The sequence below is a fragment of the Nitratidesulfovibrio sp. HK-II genome, from assembly GCF_003402415.2.
GTDB lineage: Bacteria > Desulfobacterota > Desulfovibrionia > Desulfovibrionales > Desulfovibrionaceae > Cupidesulfovibrio.
The window spans coordinates 2,313,783-2,326,519 of record NZ_AP036014.1 but is presented as its reverse complement, the minus strand read 5'-3'; the positions used below and the strand labels follow the sequence as shown (position 1 = coordinate 2,326,519).

At 67.0% G+C, this 12,737-nt stretch carries 16 protein-coding genes; 13 read left to right on the top strand and 3 right to left on the bottom strand.

The annotated features are described in order from the left end of the window. Positions 1-83: 83 nt before the first annotated feature. From RVX_RS09590 to RVX_RS09535, 12 genes are all read left to right on the top strand, one after another. Positions 84-1,901: a rhodanese-like domain-containing protein gene (locus RVX_RS09590; RefSeq protein WP_116305691.1), complete on the top strand. Its 1,818-nt coding sequence runs from the start codon at positions 84-86 to the stop codon at positions 1,899-1,901. Further along, positions 1,898-2,359: a hypothetical protein gene (locus RVX_RS09585; protein ID WP_116305690.1), complete on the top strand. Its 462-nt coding sequence runs from the start codon at positions 1,898-1,900 to the stop codon at positions 2,357-2,359. Before RVX_RS09590 ends, RVX_RS09585 begins: the two co-directional genes overlap by 4 nt. Positions 2,360-2,425: 66 nt before the next feature. Beyond that, the gene (locus RVX_RS09580) at positions 2,426-3,358 is read left to right on the top strand and encodes a hypothetical protein (protein ID WP_230404519.1); all 933 of its coding nucleotides are present in this window, start codon (positions 2,426-2,428) and stop codon (positions 3,356-3,358) included. A 147-nt stretch (positions 3,359-3,505) separates the two neighbouring features. Beyond that, positions 3,506-4,258, top strand: a complete 753-nt coding sequence (locus tag RVX_RS09575; RefSeq protein ID WP_116305688.1) for an HAD family hydrolase — start codon at positions 3,506-3,508, stop codon at positions 4,256-4,258. 160 nt (positions 4,259-4,418) lie between these two features. Then, positions 4,419-4,721, top strand: a complete 303-nt coding sequence (locus RVX_RS09570; RefSeq protein ID WP_116305687.1) for a YggT family protein — start codon at positions 4,419-4,421, stop codon at positions 4,719-4,721. A gap of 9 nt (positions 4,722-4,730) precedes the next feature. Continuing rightward, the gene (locus RVX_RS09565) at positions 4,731-5,240 is read left to right on the top strand and encodes a DivIVA domain-containing protein (protein WP_116305686.1); all 510 of its coding nucleotides are present in this window, start codon (positions 4,731-4,733) and stop codon (positions 5,238-5,240) included. Further along, positions 5,227-5,547: a DUF167 domain-containing protein gene (locus tag RVX_RS09560; RefSeq protein WP_116305685.1), complete on the top strand. Its 321-nt coding sequence runs from the start codon at positions 5,227-5,229 to the stop codon at positions 5,545-5,547. Before RVX_RS09565 ends, RVX_RS09560 begins: the two co-directional genes overlap by 14 nt. A gap of 29 nt (positions 5,548-5,576) precedes the next feature. Next, positions 5,577-5,807 carry a DUF465 domain-containing protein gene (locus tag RVX_RS09555; RefSeq protein WP_116305684.1) on the top strand — a complete coding sequence of 77 codons (231 nt, stop codon included), beginning with the start codon at positions 5,577-5,579 and terminating at the stop codon, positions 5,805-5,807. Continuing rightward, positions 5,808-7,496: a biosynthetic-type acetolactate synthase large subunit gene (ilvB, locus tag RVX_RS09550; RefSeq protein WP_007521183.1), complete on the top strand. Its 1,689-nt coding sequence runs from the start codon at positions 5,808-5,810 to the stop codon at positions 7,494-7,496. Positions 7,497-7,508: 12 nt separating this feature from the next. After that, positions 7,509-8,000, top strand: a complete 492-nt coding sequence (gene ilvN, locus RVX_RS09545; protein WP_116305683.1) for an acetolactate synthase small subunit — start codon at positions 7,509-7,511, stop codon at positions 7,998-8,000. Positions 8,001-8,338: 338 nt separating this feature from the next. Further along, on the top strand, positions 8,339-9,331 hold the full coding sequence (gene ilvC / locus RVX_RS09540; RefSeq protein ID WP_116305682.1) for a ketol-acid reductoisomerase: 993 nt from the start codon (positions 8,339-8,341) through the stop codon (positions 9,329-9,331). 207 nt (positions 9,332-9,538) lie between these two features. Next, entirely contained in the window at positions 9,539-10,105 is a 567-nt protein-coding gene (locus RVX_RS09535) for an NADPH-dependent FMN reductase (RefSeq protein ID WP_116305681.1), read from the top strand. Positions 10,106-10,298: 193 nt separating this feature from the next. On the opposite strand, the gene RVX_RS09530 is transcribed toward RVX_RS09535, so the two are convergent. The 3 genes from RVX_RS09530 to RVX_RS09520 all read right to left on the bottom strand — a co-directional run bounded on the left by RVX_RS09530 (position 10,299) and on the right by RVX_RS09520 (position 11,839). Then, positions 10,299-10,514, bottom strand: coding sequence for a hypothetical protein (locus tag RVX_RS09530; protein ID WP_116305680.1), 216 nt, complete (start codon positions 10,512-10,514; stop codon positions 10,299-10,301). Positions 10,515-10,773: 259 nt separating this feature from the next. Next, the gene (locus tag RVX_RS09525; RefSeq protein ID WP_116305679.1) at positions 10,774-11,094 is read right to left on the bottom strand and encodes an IscA/HesB family protein; all 321 of its coding nucleotides are present in this window, start codon (positions 11,092-11,094) and stop codon (positions 10,774-10,776) included. Positions 11,095-11,542: 448 nt separating this feature from the next. Next, the gene (locus tag RVX_RS09520; RefSeq protein ID WP_116305678.1) at positions 11,543-11,839 is read right to left on the bottom strand and encodes an adhesin; all 297 of its coding nucleotides are present in this window, start codon (positions 11,837-11,839) and stop codon (positions 11,543-11,545) included. A gap of 245 nt (positions 11,840-12,084) precedes the next feature. On the opposite strand from RVX_RS09520, the gene pyrR reads away from it, so the two are divergent. Continuing rightward, the gene (pyrR, locus tag RVX_RS09515; protein ID WP_116305677.1) at positions 12,085-12,618 is read left to right on the top strand and encodes a bifunctional pyr operon transcriptional regulator/uracil phosphoribosyltransferase PyrR; all 534 of its coding nucleotides are present in this window, start codon (positions 12,085-12,087) and stop codon (positions 12,616-12,618) included. Positions 12,619-12,737 lie beyond the last annotated feature (119 nt).

Here is a 12,737-nt window from a genome sequence, read left to right as displayed (position 1 = left end):
TACCCCCCGGTCAAGGCGCGCAACACGGGGATATGGCTTGTGTTCCAAGGTGGTTGCGCACACTTCAATGAATGGAGCGATACATGCGACGCATCGTTGTCATAGGTTCCGGTGTTGGGGCGGGCAAGCTTGCCGCGCGCGTCAAACGGCTGCTGCCGGGGTGCGAGGTGAACATGATCATGCCCGAGGCGGGCGGCGAGGCCAGCGGGCCGTTTTCCGCCAGCGCGGCAGGGCGGCGCGCCTCGCGCGTGCTGCTGGCCGCGCGTGAGGTTGGCGTGCTGGACGCCGCCGAACTTTCCATCGACCTCGACGGGCAGACCGTCATCACCGGGTCTTCCCGTGGCCGGTTGTCCGTGCGTTACGACCAGCTGGCCATGGAGATCGACGCGGCCCCGCGCATTCCCCGCGCCCTGCGCGGGGCGCCCAACGTCTTTGCCTGGCCGGGCGGGGATGCCGCCGCCCTTGACGCGCTGCTGGCCGAACGCGTGGCCGCAGGGGCCTGCCGCGCCGTGGTGGTGGGGCAGGGGGCCGAGGCGCTGGAGGCGCTGCGCCTGGCGCGCGCCGCCGGAGCCGCCCCGGTGTGGGTGCGCACCCGTGGCGCGGGCAGCGATTCCGCCAATTCCGTGGACGCCGACATGTGGCGGCACGCCGCGCGCGCAGCCCGCAGGAACGGCGTGGACGTGGTGAACTGGACGGGCGTGGCCCTCGAGCGCATGGGCGCGTTGCCCGGCGAGGGCGGCGGCTTCGCCGCGCTGGTGGCCGTTGGTCCAGACGGTTCCGACCTGCGCGTGGAAGGCGACCTGTTCATCTGGACCAGCCCCATGGTGGTGCAGAACCCGGCCCTGGCCCTGGACGGCATCAGCCTGGACGATACCGGCCGCATCGACGTGGACGGCTGCCTGCGCACCGGCGCTCCCGGCGTGTACGTGTTCGGCACCGGGGTGAGCGCGCAGCGCATGGCCCCGGATGGCGGCGTGGAGCAGGCCGCTCCCGCGCCTTCCGAGGTTCCGGGCATGATCCGCGCCTTGGCCGACCATCTGGCATCCATCGACGCCAGCGGCGGCGCGGTCCCCCCGGCCAGCGGCGTCGCGGCCTGCCCCGCGCGCGATCTGGCGGCGGAACTGGCCGGTTCGGACGATCCCGAACTGGCGGACCTGGCCAGTGACATCGACGCCTGCCCCTGCCGCCTGCCCGCTCTGGGCGTGGTGCACGGCGAAGGGCCGGGCGTGTCCGTGGCCGCCGTGGGCCTTGGGTCCGCCGTTTGCGCCCGGGCGGAACTGGAAGCCGAATTTTCCGTGTACGCCACCCCTGCCGGGGAAGCCGGGCAGGGTGATGACGAAACCGGTGCGTGGCGTGGCCTGCCCGCCGGGCACGCCGTGAAGCTGCTGGCCGCCAAATCCGGCGGCCTGCTGCTGGGCGCGCAGGTGGTCGGCCGCGACCCCGAACTGTGCGCCGCCGTTGTTTCCGCGGCCTCGCTGGCGCTGCGCGCGGGCATGCGCGCGGCCGACCTGGCCCAGGCCGACCTGCCCGGCGCTGCCGGGGAACTGCTGCGCCGCGCGTCGGCCATCCTGTCCAACAAGCTTGCGGGCCGCTACTTCGGCATCACCCCGGACGAATTCATCGCCTCGCGCGAGGCAGGGGCGGAGTTCTTCACCCTGGACCTGCGCAGCACGCCCGATTGGCGCGCGGGCCACGTGCCCGACGCCTACAACATCCCCCACACCCAGTTGCGCAAGCGGTTGCAGGATGAGGTGCCGCGCTTCACCCCCATCGTGCTGGTGGCGGCCACGTCCGACGCGGCGTGGAGCGTGGCCTGCATGCTGGGCGGCCTGGGGGCCACCGACCTTTACGTGCTCGACGGCGGCATGGCCTTCTGGCCCCACGCGCTGGAGACGGCATGATCCGCGACAGCCCCGGCGGCGGGATGAAGGCCCCGGGTGGGGGCGGCCGCGTCATGCGGCTGCCCGGCATCCATTGCCGCTTCCACGAGGCGGGGCACTGCGCCGTGGACGAGGCCATGAACCCCGGCCTGAACGAGGACTGGCGCTGCGGCGAGGAACAGCGCATCGTCCGCGCCTATGACCACTTCCTCGAACAGGCGGAGACCTTCGACCTGTCTTCGGAGCAGGCCACGGCGCTGTGGGAGCGCCGCCTGGCCACCATGCCGCCGCCAGGGGGGCTGTGCCCGGACTACACGCCGCCGCCGTCCTGCCCGTCCTGCCCGTCCTGCCGGTCCTGCACGGACGGCGAGTGCGGGGGCGAGGCGGACTGGCTGGACTGCACCCACTTCCGCGAGGGGGTCTGCGTGCTGTTGCTGCCCCGCTGCGGCGGCGTCTGCGAACGGTTTCAGGGGGCGTGAGCGGCGCGCCGCGCCGCTCACGCCCCCTGTGGTTTCAATGACTTCAAGCTCATACCGATGGTGACCATGCACAACGCATCCGAACATCCCGTGCTCTACATTCCGCTGCTGCATCGCGAACTGTCCCCCCCGTGCCTGCCCGATGGGGTGGAATTCCTGTCGCCGGGCCTGCCCGCCGCGCCGTCGGTAACCGGTACCGCGCCACGGAGCGACTCGGACGCTGACGCCATCCCGGCGTGGCGTTCGCCCCTGCTGCCCCTGTCCGAGCCGGAAGCGCGGGCCTGCCTGGCGGAGTTGCTGGACTTCGGCCTGAACGTAGGCTCCGGCCCGCACGGCGACCTGGCCGCCATGGTGGCCGCGCTGGAAAGCGCGCACGACGAGGCCCCGTTTTCGCTGGGCCGCTCCGAACTGGCCGCGCTGGAAGGCTTCGCCTCCGACGGCGCGGTGGCCGGAGCGGCATCCGAAGACCCGGCGGAGGTCCTGCGCCGCCAGCGCATTGCCGCGCAGAAGACGCTGATTCTCGCCTGGCACCTGGAAGAGCGGGTGCGCGAACTGGACGCCCTGAAGGAGAAGTTTTCGCGCAGCCGCGAAAGCCTGGCCGACATCCTGGGCGTGGAGACGGACGAGGAACTGCGCGAACTGCCCGCCCTCGATCCGTATTCCGCCATGCTGCCCGGCAGCGGCGCGGACATCATCGGCCCGTCGTGGCGGGTCATCGTCGAGAACATGGGGGCCTTTTTGCCCGATGGCGCGGTGCTGTTCACCTGTGATGCCGAGATTTCCGCCACTTTGCGCGACGGCGGCGCGGCCTTCGCGCCCGTATCCGCCGAGCAGGCCGCCAGCCTGTGCCCTGCATGGGGCGACAAGGTGGCCAGGCTGGTGGTGCACGCCCGTCTGCCCCTGTGGCAGGTGGCGGGCCGTCCCGGCCCCGACGCCGCGCGCCCGTGGCTGGATCGCGTGTTCGACGTTGTCTGTTGCGGCAAGTGTATGAAAGGATAGGTTTTTTGTAAGCCTCCGGCGGGCAGGGGGCGAGACCCCCTGCACCCCCGTTTGCTATTGCCAGTGTCATATCTGCTTGCAGCGGCGCTACATATCCTCCAGCCCCGGAATCCGTTGTGCTGGAGGAAGATATTTCGCGAGGTTTTCGTGTATCCAACGGTTCATCGCATCCAGCAGCTGTTTCCCAGGGGCCTCAAGGGCATCATCTTCGATTGCGACGGCGTGCTGTTCGATTCGCGCTCGTCCAACATCCAGTACTACAACCTCATCCTCGGCGCGTTGGGCCAGCCGCCCATGTCGCGACAGGACGAGGACTACACCCACATGGCCTCGGTGGGGCAGTCGCTGGCGCGCATCGTGCCGCCCGCGCTCATGCCCAGGCTGCCGGAGGCGCGCAAGCGCATCGTCTACCGTCGCGACATCCTGCCGCTGCTGGAGCCGGAGCCGGGCCTGATGGAGCTTTTGCGCTGGCTGCGGGACGCCGGTTTTCGCCGGGGCATCTGCACCAACCGCACCACCACCATGGAATACGTGCTCGACCACTTCGGCATGACCGAGTTGTTCTTCCCGGTCATGACGGCGTCACGCGTGCGGGCCAAACCCCACCCGGAAGGCATCTGCGCCACCCTGGACGCCTGGGGCCTTGCCCGCGACGAGGTGGCCTTCATGGGCGACACCATCGCCGACGAGGAAACCGCCCGCATGGCGGGGGTGTGCTTCTGGGCGTACCGCAGCCCGGCGCTGGCCGCGCGGTTGCATCTGGACGACTTCTGGTCGTTGCGCCGCGTGCTGGCCGAATATGCCCGGCTGCAGTGCGGGCAGGAGCGCGGGCACATGCCGGGGCAGGGCAATGGGCGGGGTGCCGGGCACGGGCGCGTCGCACCGCGGGCCGCCCGCTAGCAGGGCGTCCGCCTTGGGCCGTCCGCTGCGGCCATTTGGCGCGCCTACCGCGTGCCCGTGCAGGAGTAACCACTTTTTGCTTGATTCTTGTCGCGGGTAAGTGGAAGTATCGGTGTTACGGTCGCCCCCCAATTCCGGGGCGCGCTTAACCGGAGGGTTCATGTTCGTTTTCTCGAATCTCGTTTTCGGCGTGGCGCGCGTGCTCGATGCCCTGCTGAACCTGTATTTCTGGATCGTCATCGTTTCGGCGGTTCTCTCGTGGGTCAACCCCGATCCCTACAATCCCATCGTGCGCATTCTGCGCAACCTGACGGAACCTGTGTTCTACCGGGTCCGCAAGTGGATTCCGTTCACCTACGTGGGGGGGCTCGACCTGTCCCCGGTGGTGGTGTTGCTGGCCATCCAGTTCATCAACGCCGTGCTCATCCAGTCGCTGTACCAGTTCGCCATGACGGTGCGATAGGGGCGTCACATGTCCGTGAGCCGCATAGATCTGCTGAACCACAGCTTTTCCAAGTCCCTGCGGGGCTACGCCACCGAAGAAGTGGACAGGTTGATGCAGGAGGCTGCGGATACCATTGGCCGATTGAGCGAGGAAAAGGCTGCGCTGGCCGGGCAGGTGGCCCAGCTCGAGGCGCGCCTGGCAGAATTCAGGGAGCGGGAATCAACGTTGCGCGATACGTTGATGACCACCCAAAGGGTTACCGCCGACCTCAAGGCAAGTGCCCAAAGGGAGGCGCAGCTGATCATCGACGCTGCCCATTCCAAGGCGGAGAACCTCATCAATCAGGGGCAGCTCCGCCTTGCGCGCATTCAGGAGGACATTGCCGAAGCCCGCAAGGTGAAGGCGCAGTTCGAGATGAAGGTGCGTGCCGTGGTGGAGCAGCACCTGCGCATGCTGGACATGAGCCGCGAGGACGACGAGGCGCTGGAGGCCGCGGCCGCGCGCATCGCCGGGCGGCAGAAGGGTGGACCGGCCTGATTCCGGCCGCCCCGAATGGGCGGCCCCCGTCGGTGAGGGGCAATGGGCGGTGCTGGTGCGGGCGGTGCCCGGAGCGCGCAAGAGCGCGTGCGAAGGCACCGCAGACGGACGGCTGAAGGTGCGCCTGGCCGCGCCCGCCGTTGACAACAAGGCCAACAAGGCGCTCGAGGATTTCGTGGCTTCCGCGCTGGGCATGCGCCGCAACCGCGTGCGCATCGTATCCGGCCACACGAGCCGGTTGAAGAAATTGATCGTCGAATCGGATGTGGAGCCCAGCTGGGGCCTGCTTGGCACATGTGGGAAATAGCAACCCTCAACGCCAGAGGAGAAAGTTCCATGGAACCGAAAGACAACGCGCTCATCGAAAAGTACGCCGCCACGGATCCCGAACTGAAGGCGCTATGGGACGAGCATATTCTGTTCGAGAAGCAGTTGGAGAAGATTGAAGCCAAGTCGTTCCTGACCCCCGCCGAAGAAAAGCAGGCCAAGGAACTGAAGAAACAGAAACTCGACGGAAAGACCCGGCTCCACGCCATACTGGACCGGTACCGCTCCCTGGAGGGCTAGATGGAACTGAACGGGGCCCGGATTCTGCTGGAGTGCCTGAAACGGGAAGGTGTCGACGTGTTGTTCGGCTATCCCGGCGGGGCCGTCATAGACATTTATGACGAGCTGCCGCGGCACGACATCCGGCATGTATTGGTCCGGCACGAACAGGCGGCGGTGCACGCCGCCGACGGTCTGGCCCGCGCGTCGGGCAAGGTGGGCGTCTGTCTGGTCACTTCGGGGCCCGGCGCCACCAACACCGTCACAGGCATCGCCACGGCCTACGCCGACTCCATTCCCATGGTCGTGCTGACGGGGCAGGTACCCACCCCCCTCATCGGCAACGACGCCTTCCAGGAAGTGGACATCGTCGGCATCACCCGCCCGTGCACCAAGCACAACTATCTGGTGAAGGACGTGCGCGACCTGGCCCGCGTGCTCCGGCAGGCCTTTTATCTGGCCCGCTCCGGCAGGCCGGGTCCCGTTCTTGTCGACTTGCCGAAAGACGTCATGCAGGCCAAGACCGAATTCGTCTGGCCCGAGGACGTCAAGCTGCGCAGCTACAACCCCACCTACCGGCCCAACCTGAACCAGCTGCGCCGCGCGGTGGAAGCCCTGCTGGAGGCCAAGCGCCCGCTGTTCTTCGCGGGGGGCGGCGTGGTCATGTCCGACGCCAGCGAGGAGCTTGGCTGGCTGGCCCGCACCTTGAGCATTCCCGTTACCTCGACCCTGATGGGCCTTGGCGCCTTTCCGGGCGACGACCCGCTGTGGCTGGGCATGATCGGCATGCACGGCACTTACGCGGGCAACAAGGCGGTGAACAACGCCGACTGCATCGTGGCCGTGGGCGCACGCTTCGACGACCGGGTGACCGGCCGCCTTTCCGCCTTTGCCTCGGGCGCGCGCATCATCCACATCGACATCGACCCCACGTCCATCCGCAAGAACGTGCGGGTGGACATTCCCGTGGTGGGCGACTGCCGCAAGGCGCTGGCGGGCATCCGCGAGATAGCCACCACCCGCCTGGCCGAAAAGGACTGGGCCACGGCGCACGAGCCGTGGCTGGCCCAGGTTTCCGCCTGGCGCACCGAACAGCCTCTGACCTACGTGAAGAACGGCTCCATCAAGCCGCAGCAGGTGGTGGAAACCATCTTCTCCATCACCAAGGGTGACGCCATCGTCACCACCGAGGTGGGCCAGAACCAGATGTGGACGGCCCAGTTCTTCACCTTCCGCAAGCCGCGCACGCTGCTTACCTCGGGCGGGCTCGGCACCATGGGCTACGGCTTTCCGGCCGCCATCGGGGCGCAGTTCGCCTTTCCGGACAAGCTGGTCATCGACATGGCGGGCGACGGCTCCATCCAGATGAACATCCAGGAGCTGGCCACCGCCGTCTGCAACAAGCTGCCCATCAAGATCGTGATCCTGAACAACGGCTACCTCGGCATGGTGCGCCAGTGGCAGGAACTGTTCTACCAGCGCAACTACTGCTCCACCTGCATGGAGGCGCAGCCCGACTTCGTGAAGCTGGCCGAGGCCTACGGGGCCGAAGGCTACCGCATCACCGACCCCGGCGAGCTTGAATCGACGCTGCGCACGGCCTTCGCCTCGCCCAACACCGCCGTCATCGACGTGCGCGTGGAGCGCGAGGAGAACGTGTACCCCATGGTGCCCGCAGGCGCGGCCCTTGACGAAATGCTGCTGGTGTAGGGAGGGCAGCCCATGCGACATGTGCTTTCCGTTCTCGTGGAGAACGAACCGGGCGTGCTGTCCCGGGTGGCGGGGCTGTTCAGCGGACGCGGCTTCAACATCGAATCGCTGAACGTGGCCCCCACGCTGGAAGAGGGCGTTTCGCTCATGACCATCACCACCAGCGGCGAAGAACAGATCATCGAGCAGATCGTCAAGCAGCTGCGCAAGCTCGTGACGGTCATCAAGGTGGTGGACTTCATCGACGTTTCCGCCGTGGAGCGCGAGATGATGATGGTCAAGGTGCAGGCCGACGACGCCCGCCGGGCGGAGGTGCTGCGCATTGCCGACATCTTCCGCTGCAAGGTGGTGGACGTGAGCCTGAACGACCTGACCCTGGAAGCCACCGGCGACCACGGCAAGGTCCAGGCCATTTTGAGCCTGCTGGCCCGTTTCGGCATCAAGGAAATCGCCCGCACCGGCACCGTGGCCATGCGGCGGTCCATGCAGCCCGAATCGGCGTAGCGCTTGCCGGTGCCGGGTGACGGCGCCAATGCGCCGGAACCAGCCGCAATCTTCACGCGCGGCGGCGGGCGGTACACCGCCTTCCGCCGCGCGCCTTGCAAGGCAGGGGAAACGCGGCGCTGATTGAATAAATATTCAACCCGGCGCGCCACAGCCCTCCCTGGGGGGTAGCGTTCCGCCGCCGAATCCGGTATCGCAATCCATTGCGGCAGCGCTTTCGCTGTCTACGGTGGCAAACCCGCAGGGTCTCCGGGGGGTCTTCCGGGGCCGGGCGGGGTCTTCATACACCGCAACCGTCATTCGAGGACGCCGCACCCGTGTGCGGCAGGGAGTAGATGATGAAGGTCTATTATGAACAGGATGCGACACTGGAGGTCCTGAAGGACAAGACCGTGGCCATCATCGGCTACGGCAGCCAGGGCCACGCGCACGCTCAGAACCTGCGCGACTCCGGGATCAACGTCGTCGTCGGGCAGCGTCCCGGCGGGGCCAACTACGAACTCGCCAAGGAACACGGCTTCGCGCCGCTACCCGTGGCCGAGGCCGCAGCCAAGGCCGACCTCATCATGATCCTACTCCCCGACCAGGTACAGGCCGCGGTCTACGAAGCGGAAATCAAGCCGAACCTGAAGCCGGGCGACGCGCTGCTGTTCGCCCACGGGTTCAACATCCACTTCGGCCAGATCGAGCCCCCGAAAGACGTCGACGTGTTCATGATCGCCCCCAAGGGGCCGGGCCATCTCGTTCGCCGCACCTACACCGAGGGGGGCGGCGTCCCCTGCCTCGTCGCCATCCACCAAGATGCGACCGGCAAGGCCATGGAGAAGGCTCTGGCGTATGCCAAGGGCGTTGGCGGTGCGCGTTCCGGCGTCATCGAAACTACCTTCAAGGAAGAAACCGAGACCGACCTGTTCGGTGAACAGGCGGTGCTGTGCGGCGGTCTTTCGTCGCTCATCAAGGCCGGTTTCGAAACCCTGGTCGAAGCGGGCTACCAGCCCGAAATCGCCTACTTCGAGTGCCTGCATGAAGTGAAGCTCATCGTCGACCTCATCTACGAGGGCGGCCTTGCCAAGATGCGCTACTCCATCAGCGACACCGCGGAATACGGCGACTACGTCACCGGCCGTCGCGTCGTGACCGAGGAAACGAAGAAGGAAATGAAGAAGGTGCTCCAGGAAATCCAGGAAGGCACCTTCGCCCGCAACTTCATCCTCGAGGCCAAGGCCGGGTACCCCGGCTTCAAGGCCACCCGCCGCATCGAGGCCGACCACCAGATCGAGAAGGTGGGCGCCAAGCTGCGCGGCATGATGCCCTGGCTGCACAAGAAGTAGCCGTCAGCCTCATTCGCATTCCATGATCGACGAAGGGCCGCTCCGCAAGGGGCGGCCCTTTTGCTGCGTGACGGGAGAAACATGAAAAAACGTGAGCGGGCGTTGCCCCGGCGTGCTCAAGGTAGTATTCTATCGGTAACGTCGTTTCTCCCCGGGCGGTCGCGCCCGCCGGGCCTCGGCGATACCCGAAACCACAGGAGAGACACCATGAGCACCATATTCACCGTCGCCGTCATCGTGGGCAGCCTGCGCAAGGATTCCCTGAACCGCAAGATGGCCAGGGCCCTGACCGAACTGGCCCCGCCCGCGCTGCGTTTCGAATTCGTCGAGGTGGGCGGCCTGCCGCTGTACAATCAGGATCTGGACGACGAAGGAACCCCGCCCGCCGCGTGGTCGGATTTTCGCAAGGCCATCAAGGGCGTGGACGCCGTGCTGTTCCTGACGCCGGAATACAACCGCTCCATGCCCGCCACCATCAAGAACGCCCTGGACGTGGGGTCGCGCCCCTACGGCAGCAGCGTGTGGAACGGCAAGCCCGCCGCCATCGTCAGCGTGTCGCCGGGGGCCATCGGCGGCTTCGGGGCCAACCATCATCTGCGCCAGTCGCTGGTGTTCCTGAACATGCCCCCGTTGCAGCAGCCGGAAGCGTACATCGGCGGCGCGGACAAGCTGTTTGGCCCCGATGGCGCGCTGACCGACGCCTCCACGCGCGAGTTCGGCGGCAAGTTCATGAACGCCTTCGCGGGATGGATCGCCACCAACGTCAAGCGCTAGGCGGATGAATGGTCGTTTACCCGTTGGGGGCCGGTCCGCCGGGCGTTGATGTTTGAGCCCGTGCCGCCTTGGCGCTACGGGGTGATTTGAAGACATGACGGCCCGCGCCCATTTTTCCGGGGCGCGGGCCGTCATGCGTTGCATTTGGCGAAGGACAAGGCATCCGCTGGCGGGCGTCACGGACGATGCGCGCTCAAGCCCCCTCGGACACCAGCCGGGCGTACAGGTCTTCGTGTTCCGGGTATTTCAGCCCCGAGCCGGTTACGATGACGCTGGGGCGCAACTGGTCGGAACGGGCGTCGGTGATGGGCACGATCTCCCAGCGCCCGTCTTCGCGGCCGACGACCAGTTCCTGCTGCTGCCGGTGGGCAAGCTTGATGGCGAGGATGACGGTTTCCTTGAAGGTCATGATGGCTCCGATGGCGCTCCCGCGTGAATGATGCGCGAGAATGCCCGCGACCCCGTGGTGCGTCAAGCTCGATGGCGGGCGGGTTCCGCGCGCGTCCGACTGTCCGCGTCTTGGGCTCACATGGGGCGGCGCATGGGGCGGCGCGGCAGGGGCCGGCGCTCCGGGGGCGTCGCCGTTCGCCGGGCCATCTCCCCCTGCAGAACAAAAGGAAACGGCCCTCCGCGAGGAGGGCCGTTGAGCATTATGAGAACAGGGCGGGCTACGAACCGCAGGAACCGGCGCTGCCGCAACCGCCGCAACTGCTGCCGCCGCCGAGCGGCTTGCCGGATTCCACGGAGAAGCCCATGTAGCTGATATCAATGCGGATGGATTCCGCCATGGCAAGAAGTTCGGAGTTCACGCAGAAGGTGAAGCCGCCTTCCTCGAAGACTTTGTCGGTATCGTTAGGCTCATCCAGAGCCAGGGCCAGCCGGGGACCGCTTCAGCCGCCGGGGGCGAGGTAGACCCGGATGGGGTTCTTCTGCTTGTCCGCAAAGTAGGCATCAAGCTCTTTGCGGGCGTTTTCGGTGAGTTCGAACATGTGTCCTCCACTGTTGGATGTACGGAGAGCAACAAGTACGTACCCGTGGGGTGTTTGTCAATGTGTCGGCCACGACCCTATAGCGACAGTCTATGGCATGCGGCGGCAGGACGCGTGAGGGGTAACGTAACCCGCTGGATTCATGGATGCGTGCTGGGTTGCTGGTCTGGGGAGGACGGAGGGGCGCCCCATTGCCCCGTTGATGCCTGACGCTGCCTGACGCTGCCTGACGCTGCCTGTCGCCGCCAGGCGTCGCGCGAGGCGGGCTGGCGGAGGGATGGCGCCCGGGATGGGCGCCTGCGAATGGTGCAGGGGGGCCTTGCACAGGGCGTCAGGGCATCTTGTCAGGGAACGTCGAGGGGGGGGGAAACTGTTTCGGAGCGCGAGGCTGATGGGTGATGCTGGTCAGCAGGCTGCCGCCAGGATGCGTCGGAGTCACCAGGAAGCGTCAGGATGCCTCGCTGGAGCGCATGGCGGTAAGGGGCCGTTCGCAAATCACCTCGAACCCGGCGTTGCGCGCCCGCACGCGCACGGCACCCACCTGGTGGGCCAGCCGCTGGCTGATGCAGAAGGTGTAGCCGTCCACTTCCAGCACGTGGTCGCGTTCGTTGGGTTCGTCGGGGCCCAGCACGAGGTGCGGCCCCCGGCTGCCGCGCGGCGATATGTAGATGCGAATGGCGCTCTTGGGATTCTCGGAAAAGTATTCGTCGAGAATGCCCCGCGCGCCGTCTTCAAGGGTGATCATGTCCGTTTCCTTGCGGCCTGTGGCGACGTTGGGGCATACCCTACCGCAGAACCGGCAAAAAGGCCAACGGCATGACCGCGCCGTTACTGTGCCGGGATGGGTCGGGATTGGGCCGGGCTGCGGGGCGGTTCCGGGGGCAGGTTTGCCCGGTGCGTCGCCGGGTGCCGCCCCGGCGGTTTGCCAAGCGGACGGAAACCGGTTAGTGATGAAGATATCTACGAATTCCCACCGGATGGATACCCCCGATGGAACAGACCATTCTGCTGACCGAAGAAGAAATGCGCCGCGCGCTGGAGCGTCTGGCCTATCAGGTGCTGGAGCGCCATGGCGACTGCGCGGGCCTCGTGCTCGTGGGCATCCAGCGGCGCGGGGCGGACATCGCCGTGCGCCTCGGGCGCGTCATCGCCGAGCGCCTCGGCTGCGCGCTGCCCTCTGGCGCGCTGGACATCAACCTGTATCGCGACGACTGGACCACCCTGTCCGCCAAGCCGGCCATCGGGCCGTCGGACATTCCCGTGGACCTGGATGGCCGCGACGTGCTGCTGGTGGACGACGTGCTGTTCACCGGGCGCACCATCCGCGCCGCGCTCGAGGCCCTGCTGGACTACGGCCGCCCCCGGCGCGTGGAGCTGCTGGTGCTGGTGGACCGTGGGCATCGCGAACTGCCCATTCATGCGGACTACGTGGGCCGCGCCGTGAACACCGGCCGCAACGAGCAGGTGGACGTGCTGCTGCGCGAGCGCGATGGCCGCGACGAGGTGTTGCTGTCCATTCGTTAGGGCCGCGCAAGGGCCGTACCCTGTGCTGCGTCGTGCGGAAACGATACGAGGCGAAACCGCGTTGCGGTTTCGCCTCGTTTGCATGGCGGGTCAGAAAAATGCGTGGGCGGGGGGATGCC

Coding starts and splice junctions, on each gene's coding strand:
- RVX_RS09570 (WP_116305687.1), top strand. CDS start 4,419: ATGTTCGTTTTCTCGAATCTCGTTTTCGGCGTGGCGCGCGTGCTCGAT.
- ilvC (WP_116305682.1), top strand. CDS start 8,339: ATGAAGGTCTATTATGAACAGGATGCGACACTGGAGGTCCTGAAGGAC.
- RVX_RS09585 (WP_116305690.1), top strand. CDS start 1,898: ATGATCCGCGACAGCCCCGGCGGCGGGATGAAGGCCCCGGGTGGGGGC.
- ilvB (WP_007521183.1), top strand. CDS start 5,808: ATGGAACTGAACGGGGCCCGGATTCTGCTGGAGTGCCTGAAACGGGAA.
- ilvN (WP_116305683.1), top strand. CDS start 7,509: ATGCGACATGTGCTTTCCGTTCTCGTGGAGAACGAACCGGGCGTGCTG.
- RVX_RS09565 (WP_116305686.1), top strand. CDS start 4,731: ATGTCCGTGAGCCGCATAGATCTGCTGAACCACAGCTTTTCCAAGTCC.
- RVX_RS09580 (WP_230404519.1), top strand. CDS start 2,426: ATGCACAACGCATCCGAACATCCCGTGCTCTACATTCCGCTGCTGCAT.
- RVX_RS09520 (WP_116305678.1), bottom strand. CDS start 11,839: ATGATCACCCTTGAAGACGGCGCGCGGGGCATTCTCGACGAATACTTT.
- pyrR (WP_116305677.1), top strand. CDS start 12,085: ATGGAACAGACCATTCTGCTGACCGAAGAAGAAATGCGCCGCGCGCTG.
- RVX_RS09590 (WP_116305691.1), top strand. CDS start 84: ATGCGACGCATCGTTGTCATAGGTTCCGGTGTTGGGGCGGGCAAGCTT.
- RVX_RS09535 (WP_116305681.1), top strand. CDS start 9,539: ATGAGCACCATATTCACCGTCGCCGTCATCGTGGGCAGCCTGCGCAAG.
- RVX_RS09555 (WP_116305684.1), top strand. CDS start 5,577: ATGGAACCGAAAGACAACGCGCTCATCGAAAAGTACGCCGCCACGGAT.
- RVX_RS09530 (WP_116305680.1), bottom strand. CDS start 10,514: ATGACCTTCAAGGAAACCGTCATCCTCGCCATCAAGCTTGCCCACCGG.